The following is a 20,842-nucleotide window of genomic DNA, read 5'->3' as shown; positions in this document are numbered from 1 at the left end:
ATCAGCATAACATGAATTAACCCCGGCTTAACCCGGAGCCAGTCGTATTTGTTATATTTTCGAATGGTATTAAACTAAAACCAATGAACATGAAAAAACTGTTAATCAGCATCGGAAGCATATTGATCATGACCTTTGTGGTTATTCTGTTTGTAAATGCTGCAGAATCAAAGAAAGACCCGAAGAAAGCCAAATCTGAAACCACAAAAACAGAAGTTACTGCACCATGCCCGGCGACCTGCAATCACTCAACAGGTGAAAAACCAACAACCTGTGATCCCGCGTCCTGCCCTGATCACAAAGACGGAGCATGTGATCCTGCAACCTGCATGGCTCATAAGGATGGAAATTGCGATCCGGCTGCCTGCGCAGCTCACAAGGAGGAAGCAAGCACAGTAGGACCTGCATGCGGAGGCACAACTCCCTGCAAGCATGTAAAACCCGCAGAAATTTAATCAGGCTTTTTACTTTCCTGCAAGACGGATCCGGACTTATAGAAAAACAGGTATGTGTGCGGCCGAAGGAAGTATTTTCCTTTTGTTGCCCATGACATAAACCGGATGCAAATTTCAACAGAAAAGCTCCTTCTCCCTGCGAATAAAGTCGCGCAGGCTAGAAGGTGCCTTTCCTGTCAGTTGCTCATAAGAGCGTGATATGCTTGGTTCTTTCTGAACCCTTGGCAGGAAGTGGAGCAACAGCATTACCACGATCATCCCCCGGACCATTCCTTCCTTTTTCCTGATCCGGAAGAACCTCAGGGGATTTACGCTAACATACCTGACCGGTAAATTTATTTCTTGATTAAACAATTCAGCTACCTGGTAGAAGTTTTTATTCTCATATCCTGTCAGTTCGATTGCCTGATTCTTATGTGTTGAAAAATCAGAAAGCATCATGGCAGCAACTTCTGCAATATTTTCAATATCGATCCAATTAAATTTTCCCCTGCCCGATGGAAGGATGATTTTCCTTTTTTCCTGGATATCCTGGAGCAGGGTGGTGGTCAGATTCTGCATGAAATAGCTCGGACGGAGGAAGATAAAGTCCAGATCGTGTGCTTTGATCAGTTGCTCGATCCGGTGGTGGGGGATCACCTTGCTTCGTTCGGCTCCCTGAACGGAAAGGAATACAACCTCCTTTATCTGTTTCTCCTTCAACACCGAGATCAATGGCCTGAAATATTTTTCGATATCCGAGATGTGCGGCGGCCGCAACAGAAATACCGTGTCGATGTTCTCAAGCGCAGTTTCAAATGTATCTGGCTGCTCAAAATCAAATCGGACATATTTTAATTCTTTGAATTCTTTGAGTTTTTCCCGGGCTTTATCCATATGACGGACACCGGCTACGATGTTCCTGGGCTGAACAGTTCTTTGCAGGTATCTGATTACCTCTACTCGATATTTCCGCTTGCCCCGGTGATCAAAATATGTTTCATACGCATTTGCAGTCCTATTGCAGCATTCATTCTTTTCTGATTTTTGCCCGAAATGATTCGGACTATTGGTTTAACCACTTCTTGAAATCTGCAGAGCGGTCAATACTTACGATGGTCTCATCCTCTTTATCGGGTCTGGGCCTGATCTCAAGCTTAACACGTGAATGGGAGTAGGCCACCATATTTTCGATAGAAGCAATGTTAATCAGGTATTTGCGGTTTATCCGGAAGAACGAATACGGGTTGAGCATTTCCTCCAGTTTATCCAGATTGAAATCGACATTGTAGGTATTTCCCTGGAAAGTCCGCATGTAAACCCCTTTATCCAGTACAAAAAAGTAAGCTATATCGCTTACCTCCACCATCTTGATTTTACTTCTGACTGCCATGGAGAAACGTTCGCGATAGCTTGCTTCCTTCGTGGTAAGAAGATTGTAAAGCGATTGCAAATCAACAGAACTGGTATGCAGTCCGCTGAACTGATTGTACTTTTTCAGGGCCGATGCCAGCTCTTCATGAACAATGGGTTTAAGCAGGTAATCGATGCTCTTTAGCTTAAAGGCCTTAATGGCATACTCGTCAAAAGCCGTGGTGAAGATAACAGGGCTTGAGATGCTCACCTGGTCGAAGATGGCAAAGCTTAGATCATCCTCCAGGTGAATATCCAGGAAAATCAGGTCGGGTTCGGGGTTCGATTTGAACCACTTTACCGATTCGGCGACCGATTCGAGTTCAGCCACGATGTTTATTTCCGGATTGTAATCCAGTATCATCTTTTTTAATCTTAAAGCCGCAAAGCTTTCGTCTTCTATTATTACAACTTTCATCTCTTTAATATTATTCGTTCTCCGATTTCAGTAAAGGCAGTCTGGCAATAAACTGATCTTTGGTTTTGAAAAACTCCGGTTTTTGTTCGGATACCAGCGCATACCTTCGCTTTATATTCTCCAGTCCGACTCCGGTTGAAACCAGTTTTGTTTCGCGTATATTTAGGTTGTTTACAATGTTTAATCGCTGCTCCTTATCCACGAAAATATCCATTTTCAATGGCAGAGTTTTAGAAAAGACATTGTGCTTGATCGCATTTTCGATAATGAGCTGGATGGCAATGGGCAGTATCTGGTAATCGTTATAGGATTTGTCAATTTCAATATGGATCAACAATTTATTCATGAATCTGATTTCCAGGAGGAAGAGGTAGGAGTTCAGGAATTCCAGCTCGGTACTCAGCGCTACCAGGTCTTTCTCCTTGTTTTCCAGCACGTACCGATATACTTTCGACAGTTGCTCGGTAAACGATTCCGCCAGATCGGGATCAATCTTGATCAGGGAGGTCAGGACATTCAGGCTGTTGAAAAGAAAATGCGGGTTTACCTGTTGTTTAAGCACTTCGAACTGCGATTGCAGATTTTCCTTCTGCACTTTTAATAGCAGTGTATTTGTTTCGGTCAGCTGTTTCGTACGTTCGGTCACGCTTTGTTCAAGCATGTTGTTAATCCGCTCTAATAAGACAAATCAACAATTATTTTCTGCTGCAGCGATGAAAACGGAAGAAATTCTTCATGGACTTCATAGAATTGCAAACGATTATTCGACCATCGCCCTGATCTGGCATGTTCTTTTTTATGCCCTGATTATCTTATTGATTGCCAGGTGGCTGCCGACAAACAGGTTATTTGGGCTTTTTATTTGTGTACCCTTCCTTTCTGTTGCGGCATTGGCGTTTCTCTCTGGAAATCCGTTTAATGGCATCCTTTATTCACTTCTTACGGTCCTGCTATTCGTTTTCGGTCTGAAGGCAAGCACTCAACCCGTACAGATGTCACAACTGGTTTTCATGGTCACCGGCATACTGATGATTGTGTTTGGTCTGGTATATCCGCACTTCATAACTACAGATTCCTTCGTAAAATATCTCTATGCATCTCCTGCCGGACTGATTCCATGCCCGACATTATCCGTGATCATCGGTTTTTTGCTTCTGTATAACGTATTTGGTTCCCAGTCGATTACCCTGACTGTGGTAATCTTCGGACTTTTTTACGGGATTTTTGGGGCGCTGAAACTGGCCATTTATCTGGACCTGTTCCTGATATTTGGAGCCGTCTCATTGCTTGTCAAATATATTTTGGCTGTTAGAGCATAATTTCTGAATTCCTATAATTATTTGAAGATTTCCGGAATTCTCTTATCTGTCTTTTTGTGCGCTGTTATCCATGAAAGAAATGAAATTACAGGAACAACCAGGAGCAGCTTCCCTCATCCGTTTTGTTTCATAAACTTCTTTTTGTAATTAAAGGATCCATCCGGTATCACTGGGACAGCTTAGTAATTCTCCGGCAGCTTTCGGGGTGCCAAATACAGGAATGTCATGCTCCCATTTGAATTTCTGGATAAAGGTGTAGCGGGGGGTGTTCCCGTCAGGGCTCAGGCGGGCGTGAAAAACGATCCAGTCCTCTGTTCCGTCCGGGGAGGTGGTGAAGGAGTTGTGACCGGTGGAATAGACTCCCGCTTCCGGATCCTGCTGGAATACGGGACCGACCTTGGTCCAGGAGCCGGGATTCAGGAGGTCTCCGTCCGTATTTACCAGGTATCCCAGTGCATATTCGGGAGTCAGGTAACCGCTTCCGGAATACACGATAAAGGTCTTCCCGTTCTTCTGAAGCACGGCAGCCCCTTCGTTCACGGGCCATCCATTCAGTTCCCAGGGCTGATCCGGGCAGGAGATCAGGACTCGCTTTACCCCGATGGAAGTGGGGGAGAGGAGTTCAGCAATATAGAGGCACTGGCTCTGGGGCTGGCCCGGAATATTGAACTGGGACCAGATAATGTAGTGTTTGCCATCGGTGTGCGTAAAGATGGTCTCATCGATGGCACCCATTCCGGGCATCAGCCAGGATACAAATTCATAGGGGCCGAACGGATCTCCGGTAGTGCTTTTGAGCACGAACATTTCCTGATCCTCCTGGATATAGGCTCGTGCTTCCTGGTTGTTGTCCAGTCCTGTATTCTGGCCACAGGAATATATGTACCACTGCTCATCGATCCTGTGCAGTTCAGGGGCCCATATATGACCTCCCACAGGGGTATTCCGGAATTCCCAGGCACGGATCTCGTTCAGGGGTCCGATCTTCTCCAGTTTCGGGGAGCTTTTGATTGTGATCCGGTCGCCCCGGGTCACCAGGAGGTAATATTTCCCCTCGTGGAAAGATGCATGCGGATCGGCCCCCTCCATAAGCGGGTTCATATAGGTGCATTGCGCGTTTGCGTGTCCAGCCAGCTGAAACATGAAGCTGATCAGCAGGATCACTCTGGAGAATCTGAATTTCCTCATTTCATTCGTATTAGTCCTGAAAATAATGGTGCAGCCTGTCTTTTGAGAGCAATTCCCACAGGGAGGATACCACCCACCCCGGAGCAAAAATGTCGTTGTAATACCCTTTGCCGAATTGTCCGTAATCCCAGTTGGTGTGCTGTACAACTTCGGGATAGTACCCGATCTTGCCGATGCCGCACATCCTGCCTTCCACCGGGAGCAGCTGGTCGCGCATGGAAGTACTTCCACCAGAGGGATCGATAATTTCCATCCGGGCATTGAAGGCATTCAGCAGGACCCAGTCCGGGAGACCAAAAAAGCGCTTATAGAAGGAGAAGTAGTTCATGCAGAAAGTGCTGCGAAGACTATGATGCTTAAAAATCCATAAAAGCTGTACCAGATAATTTGATCCATCTACATGACCGGGCATGGAACCATTTTATGCCTGGTTCTTCGTTTTTTGTGTTCATTGAATATGTAGCTCAATGAAATTTCATGAGCTCCACCTGTTTGATTAATCAAGCGGCTCAGTGTAAAATCATAACTATATCCAATGTGTATGCCCTTGTGTTTGGCTCCGACAGAAAGAGCAAGGGCGCCTACGTTAGGATTGTCCGGAAAGATGGGGAGCCCCCTGTACCAGATACCGAAAATGATGGGTGCTTTGGTGTAGTACAAGCCTAAATCCATGTACTTTATCCTGTTCTGGGTCATAAAATTCAGTGCAACTGTAATGCTCTCTTCCCTGCGCATCAGGGTGTTGCCATATATCATGTGTTTTGCCCCCCCGAAGACCGAATACCTCGGTGGGATATAGTCGCCCTGCTCAGAAAGTATTTCACTATAATACATCAGGTGATCCAGCGTAAATCCAACCCAGTAGATTTCGGAATAGGCCATCACTGAAGTGGCAAAGTCAAAATGGGAGACGGGCTCCAGATTTTGAAGGGTTGTCATTTCCACCGAGGAGCCTGCATTGCCATAGTTGTCTCCACGTAGAATCTGATCGCCGAATCGAAAGGCATTAAAATTAATTGACCTGGTATAATAATAGGCAGACAAGCCAGGGCGAATGCTCCATTTCGGACTAACGTCAAAATTGTAGGAATATACCAGGCCTGCACTGGTGGTATTCATCAAGCCGTCCTCTCCTGCCTGATCACGCAGCACCATCAACCCGATGCCGCTCTTGTATTTTCCGTAATAATAATCTGCTGAAAAGGCATAGGTGAGATAAGTAGAGGCAAGTTGTGGCCACTGATCCCGGTAATTCAAAATAACTCTTCCGCCACCCGTTGCTCCGGCAAATGAAGGGGCCAGGTACAGGGGAGAGGAATAAAACTGGGAAAACTGAGGATCCTGTGTCTTTCCGACCGAAAAGACAAAAGCCAGTATCACCATCAACTTTATATGTTTCAAATGAATGAACATGGCTTATTCGTTATAAATTATCATCACACTTCCCACATCAGTGAATGTTTCCCCACTATTGTAGGTTCCGGAAATCCGGAATACATACACCCCTTCCTCTGCAAGTTCTCCATTAAAATATCCATCCCAGCCCACATTGATATCTTCGCTTTCAAACATCCGGATTCCAAGCCGGTTATATATCTCCAGCCGGTAATCATCCACATCCCTGGCGAAGCAATGGAACACATCGTTGCTGTAGTCGTTCTCGACCACTATTCCACCTGTTCCTCCTCCAAGATTCGGAGTAAACACATTGGGGCACTCGATGGATCCCTTCAGTTTAACCATTACGGCCCCCTGTATTGTTTCACTGTCGTAGCACTGGTTCTCTGTAACCACGTGCAGGGTGACATCATACACACCAGTCTCCAGGTAGTTGTGAATGGGGTTAATTTTGGTGGAAGTGGTTCCATCCCCGAAATCCCAGGTTACCGTTTCATATTCGGTGGTAAGGTTATAAAAGTTAACAGGTTTATCAGACGGACTTGGAGGATCTGAAACAAAGACCAGGTCAGGAGTAACTTCTAATTCAGCATCGGGCTGTTCGTATACAATAACCGTGGTGTCCTTCGTAATGATGATGCCATCGGGGCCTGTACCGGACAGGCGCACATGATAGGTGCCAGGCGTATCATAAGTATGCATGGGATTGGTCTCTGTGGAAACCGTGCCATCTCCGAAATCCCAGTTGAAGGGATATCCTCCTACGGAGCTGTTGATAAAGTCAACCAATAAGCTCGGACAGCCATTCTGAGGCGTTGGCATAAAGTCTACCTCAGGCAGTACATAATAGGTAATGATCACCGCATCACTTGCCACGCAGCCATCATTGTTTATGGTCCAGTAGAATGAATTGGCACCCTCGCCCAAATTAGTTACGGTGGTTTCAAAGTTGTGAGGATCTATAATGACTCCCATTCCTGCATTCAACTGCCATTCACCCACGCCGGCCTGGGGCTTGTTTCCCACAAGCTGGACAGTGGGCTGGTACACAATCTCATCCAGGCCCGCATCCGCCACGGCAAGATTGTTAGTGATGATCACGTCGTCCACCGAGGTACAACGCCCGTTTTCGGTTGTCCACCTCAGGGTATTGGAACCAAATCCGAGATTTGTAATTTGCGTATTGTAGTCGTTCTCATCTGCAATGATTCCAAATCCGCTTACCACATCCCAGGTCCCGGTACCTGTTACCGGCGGGTTGGCCAGCAGGTTGGCGGTCGTATTGCACACAGCCCGGTCTTCGCCCGCATAGGAAATTGTTGGCATGCTGTTGATGATGAGCACCTCGTCACTGATCTGACAACTTCCATTGGTCGTGATCCAGCTCAGCGTGTTGACCCCATTCCCAACATTGCTTATTCTCGTATAGGGATCATTCCCATTCTCGAAGGTGGCAGAGCCACTTACTATGCTCCAGTGCCCGGTCCCGATCTGGGGGGCATTTGCAGCCATTAATGCTTCAGCAGAACACAAGTCCTGGTCTGGCCCGGCCGATGGGATAGATGGCAGATTATTGACGATCAGTACAGTGTCGGAATTGCTGCAACCAGAGATGGTCACGGTCCAGACGAGCCTGTTTTCACCCATTTCAAGGTTGCTGACATCGGTGTTGTACAGGGTGTTATCGTCAAAGGTCGCTGATCCTTCGGCAATGGACCAGCGTCCATATCCACCCACGGGTTGAGAGGAGTAGAGCGATGTGTAACTGGCACATAAATACTGATCCAGGCCTGCATCGATATTAGTCGGTTGGTCGTTGGTGATATTGACCTCATCCGTGGATATACACCCGGCATGACTGATCGTCCATCTCAGAGTGTTGTTTCCCACACTTAAATTTGAGACCTCCGAATTATACCGATCCGGCGATTCGATGGTTGCCGAACCGCTTAACACCGACCATGTCCCAAGCCCCACGATGGGATTGTTCGCGTTCAGGTTGATGGCTTCGCCACATACGGAACGGTCGGCTCCTGCGTAGGCATCACTTGGTCTGTTATTGGTAATGATTACATCGTCGTAGGAGACACAACCGCGGTTTGTTACCGTCCAGCGAAGCAGGTTATCGCCCCTGTCGAGGCCGGTAACTTCCGTGGTGGCCATGTCCGGGTTGGTGAAGACCGCAGAGCCGGAACCTCCAACGATGGACCATTGTCCGCTTCCCACCCCCGGGCTGCTTGCCGACATGATCGTGAAATTATCGCATAAGGTCAGATCGGGTCCCGCATTTGTGAAAATCAGGTCATAACTCACATCGAACTCCGCATAGGAGGTACACTCCTCATAGCTAATGGTCCACCTGAGCCTGTTCAGCCCCAGTCCCAGGTCTTCGGCCAGGGTATTGGGATCTGAGGGATCCGTCAGGACCGCGCTTCCGCTTAATATGCTCCACTGACCGGTACCGTACTGGGGGGCATTCCCCGGAAGTACCATGTTATCAACACAAATGGATAATGGTGACATAGGCAGGGCACGGGATGGTTTATGACTGGTGATCATGACCGTATCGGCAGATATACACCCATTATTGGTGATGGCCCACCGGAAGTAGTTATCATTGGTAGCAATGCCATAGGCCATATTGCCCACGAAGGTGGCCGATCCACTGACCAGGCTCCATTCGCCCGTTCCAACGGTAGGTGTATTGGGGAAGAGGGCAATGGAATCCTCGCAGGTAATCTGGTCCACCCCGGCATGGGCTGTGGTGGGCATATCGTTGATAATAAATATCTCGTCGGAGGAGCTGCAGGCCCCATTGGTAATGGTCCACCTGAAGGTGTTGGTTCCACGGCTCAGATTTCCTACGGCAGAATTGAATGCGTGATCATCAGCAATATTTGCCGAGCCCCCGATGATGTACCACTGTCCCGATCCGATAAGCGGTTCATTCCCGAAAAGGCTTGTCTGGTCCATGCAGATTCGCTGATCTATGCCGGCATTGGCGTTATCCGGTGCCTGATTGGTTATGGTGACCTGGTCGGATTCTGTTTCGTATTCGTAAATGGTCCACTGGAATACATTGACTCCCTGACCCAGATCGTACACTTCTGTTTCGCGATCTGAAGCGTCAACGAAGCTTCCTGATCCCTGTACAACAGTCCACTGTCCTGTTCCATAATTGGGCTGGGAGCCGGACAGGGTTGTGTTACTGGTACACAGGGTCTGGTCGGGTCCGGCATCTACGATGGAGGGACTGTAGTTGAGCACGCGAACCAGGTCTTCAGAAAAACAGGCATTGTTGGAGATGAACCACCTGAATATATTCTCCCCAATGCCCAGGTTCGTTACGGTGGAGGTGGGCAGGGAAGGATTCGTGATGGATCCGGAACCACTGACCAGGGACCAGGTTCCGGTCCCGATGCCAGGAGTATTTCCTTCCAGCGTATAGGCGTCAGTTAATAATATGGTATCACGGCCGGCAAAGGCATTGCTTGGCAGATCGTTGATGATCGCTACCGTATCCCGGCTGTTACATCCCGCATTATTAACGGTCCAGATGAGCAGGTTGGTGCCTCTTTGTATAAAGGTAACCGGGCTGCTTGGATTCCAGGGCTGGACAATGTTAGCGCCTCCGCTGCCCGATGCAATGGACCAGCTTCCGACTCCCTCTGATGGTACGGAAGCATTGAGAACGGTGGAAGTACCGCACAGGATCTGATCCTGTCCGGCATTCAGTGTTACCTGGTTGTTCCTGATGGTAAGCGTATCCGAGGAAACACAGCCGTTTTCCGTTACCGTCCACATCAGTTCATTGTCTCCCCGTCCAAGATAGCTTACCCCTGTATTATACAGGTCCGCATCATCAAAAGTGGCAAATCCACTCAGCAGGGTCCAGGTACCATTGGGATTGTTATTTGCATTGAGGGCCGTGCTTGAACCGCAGATGCTCTGGTCAAATCCGGCCTGGGCTACGGGTTTTGGATGGACCGTGATGGTAAGTGGTGCCGATACAGGCCCCACACCACAGGCATTGCGTCCCCTTACGGTGATCATTCCTCCTACGGCATCCAGTCCATAGTTCACCACGATAAACCTGCTGCCTGCTCCGCTCTCAATGGTTGCGCCATAGGGCAGGGTCCATTCGTAGAAATCGGCGTTGGCGATATCAGGCACCTCGTATGAGAAGGCTGTCTCTCCCTGGCACAGGGTGGTGGTGCCGTTAATAGCTCCCGGGGCAGCCGGGTATTCATTCACCGTAAGGGTGGAAGGATTTGTTATAATATTGCCGCAACTTCCCGTGATGACGCAGCGGTATGTGCCTTCGTCCGTCGTTGTTACACTGGAAAGGCTGAGTATGCTGCTGGTGGAACCAAATACGTTCCCGCCGTCGACCAGAGCGGTGCCATCCTTTTCCCAGGAATAGACCAGGTTATCTCCCGTTACCTCCACCGTAAAGAAGATATTTTCGTTTTCACAGGTGTTCCGGATGCCCGGGGGCTGGGAAACCAGCATGGTGACGGGCAGAATCTCCAGGGTGACAGCAGCCGTACTCGCCTCCCCTCCATCTCCTGAAACAACACAGGTATAGCTTGCCATATCGGCCATTGTCACCAGCGATATGGTGAGGTTGGGTGTGCCTGATCCAGCAATCCTGCCGCTCTGATCCACCAGGGCGACCCCATCCTTCCTCCATTCATAGCTCAGGTTCTCGCCGGTGGCGGTGACGGAGAATACAACAGCGTCTCCTTCACATTTGACCTGGCTCAGGGGATTGCTGGTAACAAGGGTTTCCGAGTTGACCGTCAGGTTTGCCGGGTCACTGAAGGTAGTATTACAGGGGCCGGTGACCACACAGGTATAGGCCCCTTCATCGGCTATAGTCACGGCCGGGATGGTATAGAAGCTGCTGTTGGCTCCCGGAATATTGGTGCCATTTCGCTGCCACTGGTATGTGAGCGGATCGCCCTGTGAATCAATGGTAAAGGTAACAGGAGATCCTTCATCCACATTCTGGTGCAGGGGCTGCATGGAGATGATGGCCGTTGGCAGCACCTCCAAATCCGCCAGCCCGCTGTTCACGCTGTCGCATACCCCGTATATCAGGCAGCTGTATACGCCTGCCTCGGAAAGAGCCAGGCCGGTGATGGTAAGATTTGGGGTGTTCACACCTGAATACTTGCCTCCCTCCGTGAGTTTAACCCCGTCCTTCTTCCAGTGGAAACCATTGGAGACATTCCCCGATACCACGGTATAGGTAACGGACTGGCCCTCACACCTGCTTTCGTCAACGGGCTGAGTGATGATCTGGACCAGCGGGTTGACAGTGAGATCGGCAGGATTGCTCAGGTAGTCCCCACAGGTACCGGTCACAAAGCACTGGTAACTGCCCTCGTCGGAGATTAGCAGGTCGTTAATGATCAGGGTTTTTGTGTCGGAACCAATGATATGCGCACCGTCCTCGACCAGGGCCACCCCGTCCAGTCTCCATTCGTAGACCAGTCCCAGCCCCTCGGCTTCCACCAGGAAAATGGCATCGTCTCCCTCACAGAGTTCTTTATCGGTGGGCTGACCGGTAACGAGTGTCTTGGGGCTCACCGTGAGCGTAGCCACCAGGGAATTATCGGAGCCACACGGTCCGGCCACCTCACAACTGTAGGCTCCTTCGTCGGATACCAGTAGACCTGATATCGTGAGATCCCTGGAATTTGCGCCGGATATCCTCCCGCCGTTCACCAGGTTCGTACCGCCCTTTTTCCACTGGTAGGAGATAGCCCCGCCGTCGGCAGTGATGCTGAAGGTGGCCGGGGCTCCTGCGCACCTGGACAGGGATAGGGGCTCCGAGGTGATGGCTGTATTCTCATGTACCACGAGCGTGGCCGGGTTAGACACATCGTTGGCGCATACACCCGTCACGATGCAGGTATAAATACCGCCGTCGGCCACCGTTAGACTGGAAACAGACAAAGTCTCCGTATCCACGCCACTTACCCTTCCGTCCTCGACCAGGTCCACCCCGTCCAGTTGCCACTGGTAGCCCGTTATATTTCCGGCCACCCCGATCACAAACAAGGCATCGTCCCCTTCACAGCGGTTAGCATCCAGTGGCTGCAGGGTGATATTTGTCAGTTCATTGACCACAAGCGTGGTGGGGTAACTGTTTTCTGTGCCTTCGTCGCCGTTCACCAGGCAGGAATAGGAGCCTGCATCGTTAAACCGGAGATCATCGATGGTCAGGCTGGCCGTTGATGAACCGCTGATCCGGAGATCATCCACCAGGTCCACCCCGTTCCTGCGCCAGACAAAGCTCAGGTTGGTACCCGTGGCAAGCACATCGAAACTGACGCTTTCCCCCACGCATTTTTCCCCGGGATCGGCAGGGTGGACGGTGATCAGAGTCAGCAGGTTCACATTCAGGAGTCCCGGTTCACTGGTAACCGTATTGCACGTGCCCGTGATGACGCAATAGTATGAATCGGCATGGATTGAAGTCAGGTTGGTCAGGGTCAGGATGGAAGTGGTGGCGCCACTAAAAACACCGCCATCCGCCACAGGCTGGCCATCGGATACCCGGTACCACTGGTAGGAAAGGATCTCGCCCGAGGCATTTACCGAGAAGCTTGCATGGCCATTTTCCACGGCATTAAATACCACCGGCTGTGTGGTAATGGTCACCGACTCATCCACCACCAGGCTGGCAGGAGCGGTATTTTCAAAACCGCAGGAATTGCTGACCTGACAGGAGTAGGCAGCCTGGTCCCCTTCCACAATGCTATTGATGTTCAGGGTGCTGGAATTTACTCCCGTGATCCGGCCGTCGTTGACCAGATTCGCCCCGTTCTTTTTCCACTGGTAGATGAGGTTGCTGCCAGTGGCCGTGACGGAGAAGCTCGCATTATTGCCTTCACAAATCTGCCTGTTTGCAGGCTGGCTCACAATACTTACAAGATTTGTCATGGTCAGGCCGGCGGCAGTGGAAAAGCTTGTTCCACAGGCCACGGTGAGCCTGCACCTGTATATCCCTTCATCGGCAGCGGAAACAGCAGGTATCAGCAGGGTGCCGGTATTGGCGGTAGGATTGACTGCCAGGGGAATATCGGCCCCGTTGTGCTGCCACTGGTAGCTAAGATTGGTTCCGGAGGCCTCGACAATGAACTGGACATTGGTGCCCGGACAAACGGTCTGGTTCACCGGTTGCGAGGAGATGCTGATATTTTCATTGACGATCAGCGTGGCGGGATTGGAGTTGATGTTTCCGCAGCTGCCGGAGATCTCACAAACATAGATCCCGCCGTGGGTCATGTCCAGGTTACTAATGATCAGGGAGGCGGTCCCGGTGCCTGAATAGTTTTCCCCGTCGTTGATGGCTGACCCGTTAAGTGTCCAGGAGTAAGTGATATCCGATCCTGTTACAGTCACGGTCATGTTGGTATTATCCCCTTCACACATAATATCATCTGTTGGCTGGGCCACAATAACCGTGGGATCGTTCATGGTCAGAACGGCAGTTTCAGATGTTTGCGGTACGCAGGAATTGGAGACCTCGCAATGGTAGGATCCCTCATCAGCAGCTGTTGTCCCGGCAATTACCAGGCTGCTTGAAGTTCTGCCCGGGAGGATGGCTCCGTCCCTGTACCACTGGTACTGCAGGTTAGTGCCCGTGGCAACCGTGTTCAGAATAACATCGTCCGTTTCGCAGAAATCCTGGTCCGCCGGGTTCGTGGTAATCACGATGGCCTCGTTCACCAGCAGGCTCACATTATTCGAAGTCACGCTGTTGCACTGGCCGGTCACCACACAGCTGTAGGCTCCGGCACTGGCCGCTGTGAGGTTGGAAAGGGTCAGGTTAGGGCTGTTTGTCCCTGTGATATCGGGGGAATTCACCAGCGCTACGCCGCTTCTCCGCCACTGGTAGCCGGTCATGGATCCTGAAGCAGCTATATTGAAATCAGCTGACGCTCCCTCGCAGGTAGCCACCGAGGTGGGTTGGAGGGTGATGCTCAGGTTCTCATAGACCACCAGGGTGGCCTGATTGCTTGTTCTTGTCCCGCAGGTGCCGGTGATCACACAGTTATAGATGCCCGCATCGGTAGCATCCACGCCGCCAAGGTTCAGGGTCGGCGAAGTGGCCCCCGGGATATCCACATGATTAAACTGCCATTGATAGGACAGCCCGGTGCCTGTGGCGGCCACCGTGAAGGATGTGCTGTTACCCGGACAAATGCTTTTGCTTAAGGGCTGGGAGGTAAAGATGATATTCTCGTTCACTGTAAGGACAGCAGGGGCGGAGTTAAGGTTTCCGCAGCTTGCGGTGATTTCACATACGTAGACCCCCTCATGCGAAATATCCAGGTTATTGATGAACAGGGAGGAGGTCTTGGTTCCCGAGTAGGCTCCGCCATCGTTGATGGGGGTCCCGTTATGCGTCCAGGAATAGCTGATATTCGAGCCTGTTACGGTAACGCTCATGTTTGCATTGTCCCCTTCACATACCAGGTCATCCAGGGGCTGGGTCACAATAAGGGTTGGTTCGTTAAGGCTTAATCCCACGATGTCGGAAGTCTGGGAATTACAGGAATTGGAGACACGGCTGTAATAGGTCCCCACATCAGCGGCCGTAGCCCCGTTGATCACCAGGTTGCTGCCATTTTCACCGGGCATGATGGCCCCATCCCTGTACCACTGGTACTGCAGGTTGGTTCCTGTGGCAACCGAGGTAAAGATCACATTCTCCGTCTCGCAAAATTCCTGATCCACCGGATCCGTTGTGATCAAAACCGCCTGATCCACCACGAGCCCCACGGTGTTGGAGGTCACGTTGTCACACTGTCCGCTGACCACGCAGCTGTAGCCTCCAGAATGTGCCAGGGTGAGATTGTTAATGGTCAGGTTCGGACTGTTTGCTCCCGAGATGTCGCCGCCATTCACAAGCGCCACACCGTTCTGTCGCCACTGGTATCCAGTGACGGATCCGGAGGCTACCACATTGAAAGCTGCCGTTGAGCCCTCACAGCCGGATACGGCCGAGGGCTGAAGGTCGATGCTCACGTTTTCATGCACCACCAGGCTTGCCAGGTTACTTATTTCTGTATTGCAGCTGCCGGTGATCACGCAGTTGTAGTTTCCGGCATCCGCGGCATCCGCAGCAGCGAGGTTCAGCGTGGGTGAATTTGCTCCCGGGATATCCACATTGTTATGCTGCCACTGGTATGCCGGGTTGGAGCCTGTGACCTCGACGCTGAAGGAGGTGGTCCCCCCTGTGCACAAACTTTTCGTAACCGGCTGGGTGATGATAGAGATCTCGGTATCCACGGTTAGTGTCCTGGAGATAGTCGTCTGGTCGCCGCAGTCGCCGCTGACCACGCAGGTGTATACGGCCATATCGGCAAGCGAGATATTGGAGATCACCAGGATGTTGGTGGCCGAACCGATGATGTTTCCGCCATCTGACAAATCGACGCCATTCTTTCTCCAGGTATAGGTGAGCCCCGATCCGGTGGCCTGGACCATGAAGCTGACGTTGGTCCCTTCACATTCATTCACCGCCACAGGTTGTACGGTTATCACGGTAGGGGGCAGCACATCCAGGGAAGCCGATGCGCTGGTGAGATCCGGTCCGCATGAGCTGGACACCACGCAGCGGTATTCGCCTGCATGCGAAGCGTTTATATTGCTCAGGCTCAAAATGCTGGACGTGGCCAGGGGAATATCCACTCCGTTAAACTGCCACTGGTAAGTCAGGTCCACGCCCGTGGCTGTTACGGAAAAACTTTCGTTATCGCCGGCGCAGGCTATTTTGTTTGTGGGATTATTGACCAGCACTGAAAGGGGATTTACCGTCACGGTGCCCGTTCCGTTACCCGCATTGCTGCAGCCGTTTGCTTGTGTTACAGAGAGGATCGTATAGACCGATGAAATGGTGGGGGCCAGGTTCAGTACATAGGGATTGGCCACATTGCTGATGTTCTGGTTGGAGGTGCCATTATAATAGGTGAAGTCGAAGGGCCCTGTTCCCGTGAAAGTTACATCAAGGGTGGCGGGATCTCCGATACATATGGTAGCGCTTCCCGAAATGGTGGCCGTTGGAATGGGCAATATGGAGGTCTGTTTCGAATTGGAATTCGTGCAGCCGGTGACCCCGTCCGTATAGGTATAGGTCACGGTATAGGGACCTCCCCCCACGGAGAGGCTTGAAGGATCAAACGAGGCGGTGCCATTTCCCAGGTCAGTGATCCCCGGACCCGAGAAGGTGCCCAGGGGGGCCCTGTTCCCTGTAAGAATCACAGCTGCTTCATTGATGCAGTATCCAAGGGGGTCAAATCCAAAAAAATCCACCACCGGCGTGGAATACACCGTGACTGTTCTTGTCAGCGTACTGGTACAACCCATGTAGGAATAGGTATACTGGATATTGCTGGTGGTTCCCCCGGCTGCCGCGGGACTGAAGGTGGCTGTTCCATCCCCGTGATCCGTCAATCCCGGGATGGAGGTGAAAACGCCGCCCAAAGGACTGTAGGTGAAATCCACATCCGGGTCGTTCTGGCAATACTGACTGTTGAAGGATGAGAACACAATGGGTTCCGGCCCCACCATGATGGTTTGCGCCTCGCTGGTATCCCTGCACAAGCCGTTGCTCACCACGTAGGAAATGGAATAATTTCCAGGGCCGTAGAGCCCGGGATCAAATTCGGTGATTACCGCCACTTCGTCCAGGAGATAGAAGCCATTGGCCGGATTCCCTTCGTTTAAAAAATGCGGGGGATCATCTTCGCATAGAAAAGCAGGAAGCGGACCAAGGGTTGCATCGGGGATATTGCTCCTGACGGTAGTCGTAAAATCCACGCCCTCATAGATGATGTGCGCCGTGTTACCAGTAAGATCAGCTGCTGCGGGGTAAAATACGGCAATGGCCGGATCCCAGGATATCTGGGTTACTCCTGTCCGGTTACCCGCCCCGTAAAATGCCTCGAAAACTCCATTGCTGGGACTGTTACCGTATATGGTATCCACAGGGGAATTAGTGCAGTATTCCACATTCAAACCGGTTACGGTCTGACTGAATGTATCAGTGGAAAATAGAACTATCAGAAATACCAGTGTGATAATTAGGATATTCCTCGCCTCTTTCGTCTTCATGTATGTATCTGTAACCTTGGGGTGTTAACTGTTGATACGAATTATATCAGATTTTGTTTGCTTTTTACTCCGGCCTGTTCAAGCTGACAACTCTCTTTATTTATTTTCATTCCGGAGTATAAGCCATAAAGAGTAAATGATTACCAGCAGCAGTTTTACATAGCCAACGGAACATTCTTTTTCAATACCGGGCCAGAGAGTGGTCATCTCCCGTACCTGATTATGTCAAAAGAGAACGATATCCTGAATGGAGGGACTCTTATATTAAACAAATGCCTGAAATCATGAGAAGATCCTTCCAGTTATTCCTGATGCTGCTGTTTTTGGTGCCCTTGTCCTGTTCTGAAAAATTAAAAGAAGCGCCTTCACCGGAAAAAAGGTCATAATTGGCTTCGTGCCAGGTTTCCGGGGGCTGGATCAGTTGAAAGAGATCAATTTGGATCTGAAGATTTTGATTTCCATCGGGGGCTGGATGATGTGGTCCACCAGGGATTTCACAATAGCTCCGAAGTATATTGCCAATATCAGGCCTACAGCCATTTCAATCACATTGCCTTTGGCAATAAATCGTTTAAATTCTTTAAGCATCGTTTAATGAATTAATAATTGTAATAAAAATATTAAAAATTGATTCTCAATCTCATAGCGGCACATGGTCCACGTTTTGCTTCCTGCAATTTAATGGAATTTAGGACCTCTATTCACTTTTCAGAGGCCGGGATGGACGATTTTCTTCGCCCGGAATCGCACGCTGGTATGTACGAAAACGGATAATTGCCGAACACCCGAACAATGGTAACTGTTTAAATATCAGCAGATAATAAATTATGGCCCTTTTTTTGAATGATTCATGAAATTTTTAAAATGAACCCCATGCATGTTTCCAGAATCGTTTTCCTCCCGGCACTTTTAATATTCATTCAGCAATTGGGATTTTCCCAGCCTTACTCAGCAAACCATGCGACCGGACCTTCGGAAAACCTCCGGTGCGGCGAACTGATCTCCACCTACCGGGAATTCTTTAAATACAAAGAATATATCCTGGGCAAGGATGCCTGGTGGACCTTGTTTCATGAGTTTCCTGGTGAAAGCGAGCGGCTTTACGTGGATGGAGTGACCATGTACCGCCACTTTATCGAAGATGCACCCGATGGACCGTGGAGGGATGCCAGGATAGATACCCTGATGCTTATATACGACCAGCGCATGGCGCATTTCGGGGGAGAGGGGAATATTCTTGGCCGCAAGGGATGCGATTTACTCAGGTACCGGAGTGCTGACAAAGATCAGCTTCAGTCGGCCTATGGAATGCTCAAACAGAGCCTGGAAATCCAGGGAGCCCGATCCCTGGAAGTGGTTATGCTTAATTACATGGCAGCCGGTCTCAAACTGAATCAGGCAGCTATCATAGAAAACAGTCAGGTCCTGGAGGATTACTTGCTGGTTACCGGGCTTCTCGACCAGCAGGAGTGAAGAAGTTCCCACAGGGAAAGAGCCAGGGCCTCTGTGGATGAAATGGTAAAGAAAGAAGGTATTCTCACCTGTGAAGGACTGGATCTCCATTTCGGACCGCAGTTTGAGAAAAACAGCGGGGAACCGCATCTGCTTGAAAAGATAACGAAGGCCTATACCTATGCAGGATGCGGTCAGTCGGCTCTTTATATCGCTGCATCTGAAAAGCTGTATGAAATAGATCCCGGTCCTGAACCGGCGCATCAGCTGGCCCTGCTTTTTATCGGAAGGAATGAACTGGATAAGGCTGCCTGGTACTTGCAGATGGCCGTACTGGATGATCATCTTCCCAATGAAACCAGGGCTGAATGGTTTTTTGAACTCAGCATCGTTAGCCTGGCCAATGGAGAGCACTGCGAGGCCATCAATTTTGCCAGGGAAGCCATTGCCTACAGAAATGGTTATGGGAAAGCATACATGGCCCTTGGAGATGCTTTTATCGCCTGCCGCAAACATCTGGGTGATGACTTTAAGCAACAGAGTGTTTACTGGGCAGCAGCTGACATGTATCAGGAAGCTGCCAGGGTGGATCCGGCCCTTGCTGAAAAATCCAGTGAAAAACTGGCTATGTGTACAGCCCAGTATCCCAGCACAGAAGATATCTTCTTTCAGGATCTGCAGGCGGGAAGCAGCTTTCTGGTGGGCGGATGCATCCAGGAAAATACCACTGTAAGATCCAGGGATTAAGTCTAAAGTAACATGGAGATGGCCAGAATGATCAGGCCCAGCAGAAAACCGGCCACAGCCAGGACCTTCTGGGACCGTTGAGCTCTTCGCAGTTTTGGGCCCGGGCCTTCTGCCGCTATCCGTGCCACCCTTGGCCCAAGCATCTCAAAGGAGACAATGGCCAGGATAACTGTGAGGACGTACAGGGGAACCTTGATGACCAGAATGCCTATCATTTCGGTCCTGCCAGAGACAGATACACCGGAATTCAGATACAGGGATCCCAACAGAATGCCGGTAATCAGAAACACGGCCATGGAGATGTAGACCATCAAGCGGAACCGCTTCAAAACAGCAGCCATAAGCTTCCCGGCAACCGGGGAGTCCAGGGTCTTCCCGATAGCGGGAGTGTAAATCAGGAAACTGGTAAACATTCCACCGATCCAGGCCACTGTGGCGATCAGGTGAATCCATTTGAGCGAAAGAGAAAGTAATGTATCCACTGGAAATCAAAATTTGTGAGCTAATTATTTTTTTGAGGCAATTTAATATATCAGTAACCTTTTACCATGGGTTTTGTTTTGGCAGACCGGGTATTTTTTAATTTGTATTCTGGATACAAAATCAATGATATTCAGATTACATATTCCTGCCCGAATCTTATTCGAATAAGAATGTAATCCACAAAAATTCAGATCGGCTTACTGATGTTTTCGGGTTGGAACGATAAACAGGGGAATGGAACTATCCTGCACCACGTTTTCGGTAACACTTCCCATAAGTATGTTCTCCAGCCATTTCTGACTGTGTGACCCGATTACAATAATATCGGCATGTAATTCTTCTGCGGTTTCCAGAATGGTTTCTGCAAAGTCCCCTTCTTTCACCAGGGTTTGAATCGATTGGTCGCCCAGGTGTTCCCGGGTTTTGTTCAGATACTGAAGGGATGCATCCTTCAGCCCTTCTACACTATCCATTACCGTCGGACTTACGTCCACAAAGCCGTTATAGCCCATTATCGGAGAAAATCCAGGGGTGGCATAAAACACCAGATCTTTAATTACATGCAATAAGGTCACTTCGGCTTTCAAAGATTTTGCCAGTGTAAAACCTGTTTCAGCCACTTTTTGTGCAGTGGGATCATAATCCAGAGCAATTAAAACTTTTTTCATTTTATTTGGTAAGTTAAGTTTCTAATTGCAGTTAATGGTCATGATGGCCAAAGAAAATCTCCAAATATCTCTCCGGACTTTCCTGGTCCGGAGTCAGGCTGCTTTGGAGACCTGCTGCTGAGTCCACCTTTGTTGATTCCAGCAGGGGAAGTACTGTTCTCTTCAGATTCTTCAAAACTATTATATATT

14 protein-coding genes and 1 pseudogene are annotated in these 20,842 nt (G+C 49.9%); 4 read left to right on the top strand and 11 right to left on the bottom strand.

What is annotated here, in order from left to right:
- Nucleotides 1–89 precede the first annotated feature (89 nt).
- Nucleotides 90–455 (top strand): hypothetical protein, encoded by a 366-nt coding sequence (locus P1P86_11880; GenBank protein MDF1575877.1) that lies wholly within the window; start codon nucleotides 90–92, stop codon nucleotides 453–455.
- A gap of 114 nt (nucleotides 456–569) precedes the next feature.
- Here the strand turns inward: P1P86_11880 and P1P86_11875 are convergent, their stop codons facing one another.
- From P1P86_11875 to P1P86_11865, 3 genes are all read right to left on the bottom strand, one after another.
- Nucleotides 570–1,352, bottom strand: a complete 783-nt coding sequence (locus P1P86_11875) for an NmrA family NAD(P)-binding protein (GenBank protein MDF1575876.1) — start codon at nucleotides 1,350–1,352, stop codon at nucleotides 570–572.
- A gap of 148 nt (nucleotides 1,353–1,500) precedes the next feature.
- Nucleotides 1,501–2,265, bottom strand: coding sequence for a LytTR family DNA-binding domain-containing protein (locus P1P86_11870; GenBank protein MDF1575875.1), 765 nt, complete (start codon nucleotides 2,263–2,265; stop codon nucleotides 1,501–1,503).
- 10 nt (nucleotides 2,266–2,275) lie between these two features.
- Nucleotides 2,276–2,926 (bottom strand): histidine kinase, encoded by a 651-nt coding sequence (locus P1P86_11865; protein ID MDF1575874.1) that lies wholly within the window; start codon nucleotides 2,924–2,926, stop codon nucleotides 2,276–2,278.
- A gap of 52 nt (nucleotides 2,927–2,978) precedes the next feature.
- Here P1P86_11865 and P1P86_11860 point away from each other — a divergent pair, with 52 nt between their 5' ends.
- Entirely contained in the window at nucleotides 2,979–3,584 is a 606-nt protein-coding gene (locus tag P1P86_11860; GenBank protein ID MDF1575873.1) for a hypothetical protein, read from the top strand.
- Between the two features lie 147 nt (nucleotides 3,585–3,731).
- On the opposite strand, the gene P1P86_11855 is transcribed toward P1P86_11860, so the two are convergent.
- The 5 genes and pseudogenes from P1P86_11855 to P1P86_11835 all read right to left on the bottom strand — a co-directional run bounded on the left by P1P86_11855 (nucleotide 3,732) and on the right by P1P86_11835 (nucleotide 17,891).
- On the bottom strand, nucleotides 3,732–4,772 hold the full coding sequence (locus P1P86_11855; GenBank protein ID MDF1575872.1) for a glycoside hydrolase family 43 protein: 1,041 nt from the start codon (nucleotides 4,770–4,772) through the stop codon (nucleotides 3,732–3,734).
- A gap of 10 nt (nucleotides 4,773–4,782) precedes the next feature.
- Nucleotides 4,783–4,998: pseudogene (locus P1P86_11850) on the bottom strand (hypothetical protein).
- 170 nt (nucleotides 4,999–5,168) lie between these two features.
- Nucleotides 5,169–6,158, bottom strand: a complete 990-nt coding sequence (locus P1P86_11845; GenBank protein MDF1575871.1) for a PorP/SprF family type IX secretion system membrane protein — start codon at nucleotides 6,156–6,158, stop codon at nucleotides 5,169–5,171.
- Nucleotides 6,159–6,188: 30 nt separating this feature from the next.
- Nucleotides 6,189–17,303, bottom strand: coding sequence for an immunoglobulin domain-containing protein (locus P1P86_11840; GenBank protein MDF1575870.1), 11,115 nt, complete (start codon nucleotides 17,301–17,303; stop codon nucleotides 6,189–6,191).
- 417 nt (nucleotides 17,304–17,720) lie between these two features.
- Nucleotides 17,721–17,891: an MscL family protein gene (locus P1P86_11835; protein MDF1575869.1), complete on the bottom strand. Its 171-nt coding sequence runs from the start codon at nucleotides 17,889–17,891 to the stop codon at nucleotides 17,721–17,723.
- 285 nt (nucleotides 17,892–18,176) lie between these two features.
- Here P1P86_11835 and P1P86_11830 point away from each other — a divergent pair, with 285 nt between their 5' ends.
- Together P1P86_11830 and P1P86_11825 are read left to right on the top strand one after the other, a co-directional pair.
- Nucleotides 18,177–18,776 (top strand): hypothetical protein, encoded by a 600-nt coding sequence (locus P1P86_11830; GenBank protein ID MDF1575868.1) that lies wholly within the window; start codon nucleotides 18,177–18,179, stop codon nucleotides 18,774–18,776.
- A gap of 42 nt (nucleotides 18,777–18,818) precedes the next feature.
- Nucleotides 18,819–19,502: a hypothetical protein gene (locus P1P86_11825; protein ID MDF1575867.1), complete on the top strand. Its 684-nt coding sequence runs from the start codon at nucleotides 18,819–18,821 to the stop codon at nucleotides 19,500–19,502.
- A gap of 2 nt (nucleotides 19,503–19,504) precedes the next feature.
- On the opposite strand, the gene P1P86_11820 is transcribed toward P1P86_11825, so the two are convergent.
- From P1P86_11820 to P1P86_11810, 3 genes are all read right to left on the bottom strand, one after another.
- Nucleotides 19,505–19,984, bottom strand: coding sequence for a hypothetical protein (locus P1P86_11820; GenBank protein ID MDF1575866.1), 480 nt, complete (start codon nucleotides 19,982–19,984; stop codon nucleotides 19,505–19,507).
- A 198-nt stretch (nucleotides 19,985–20,182) separates the two neighbouring features.
- Nucleotides 20,183–20,653: a universal stress protein gene (locus tag P1P86_11815; protein ID MDF1575865.1), complete on the bottom strand. Its 471-nt coding sequence runs from the start codon at nucleotides 20,651–20,653 to the stop codon at nucleotides 20,183–20,185.
- Nucleotides 20,654–20,684: 31 nt separating this feature from the next.
- Complete coding sequence (locus P1P86_11810; protein ID MDF1575864.1) at nucleotides 20,685–20,828, bottom strand: hypothetical protein; 144 nt, start codon at nucleotides 20,826–20,828, stop codon at nucleotides 20,685–20,687.
- Nucleotides 20,829–20,842: the final 14 nt, after the last annotated feature.

It is taken from the genome of Bacteroidales bacterium, from assembly GCA_029210725.1.
Lineage (GTDB): Bacteria > Bacteroidota > Bacteroidia > Bacteroidales.
This window is presented reverse-complemented; position numbering and strand designations above follow the sequence as displayed.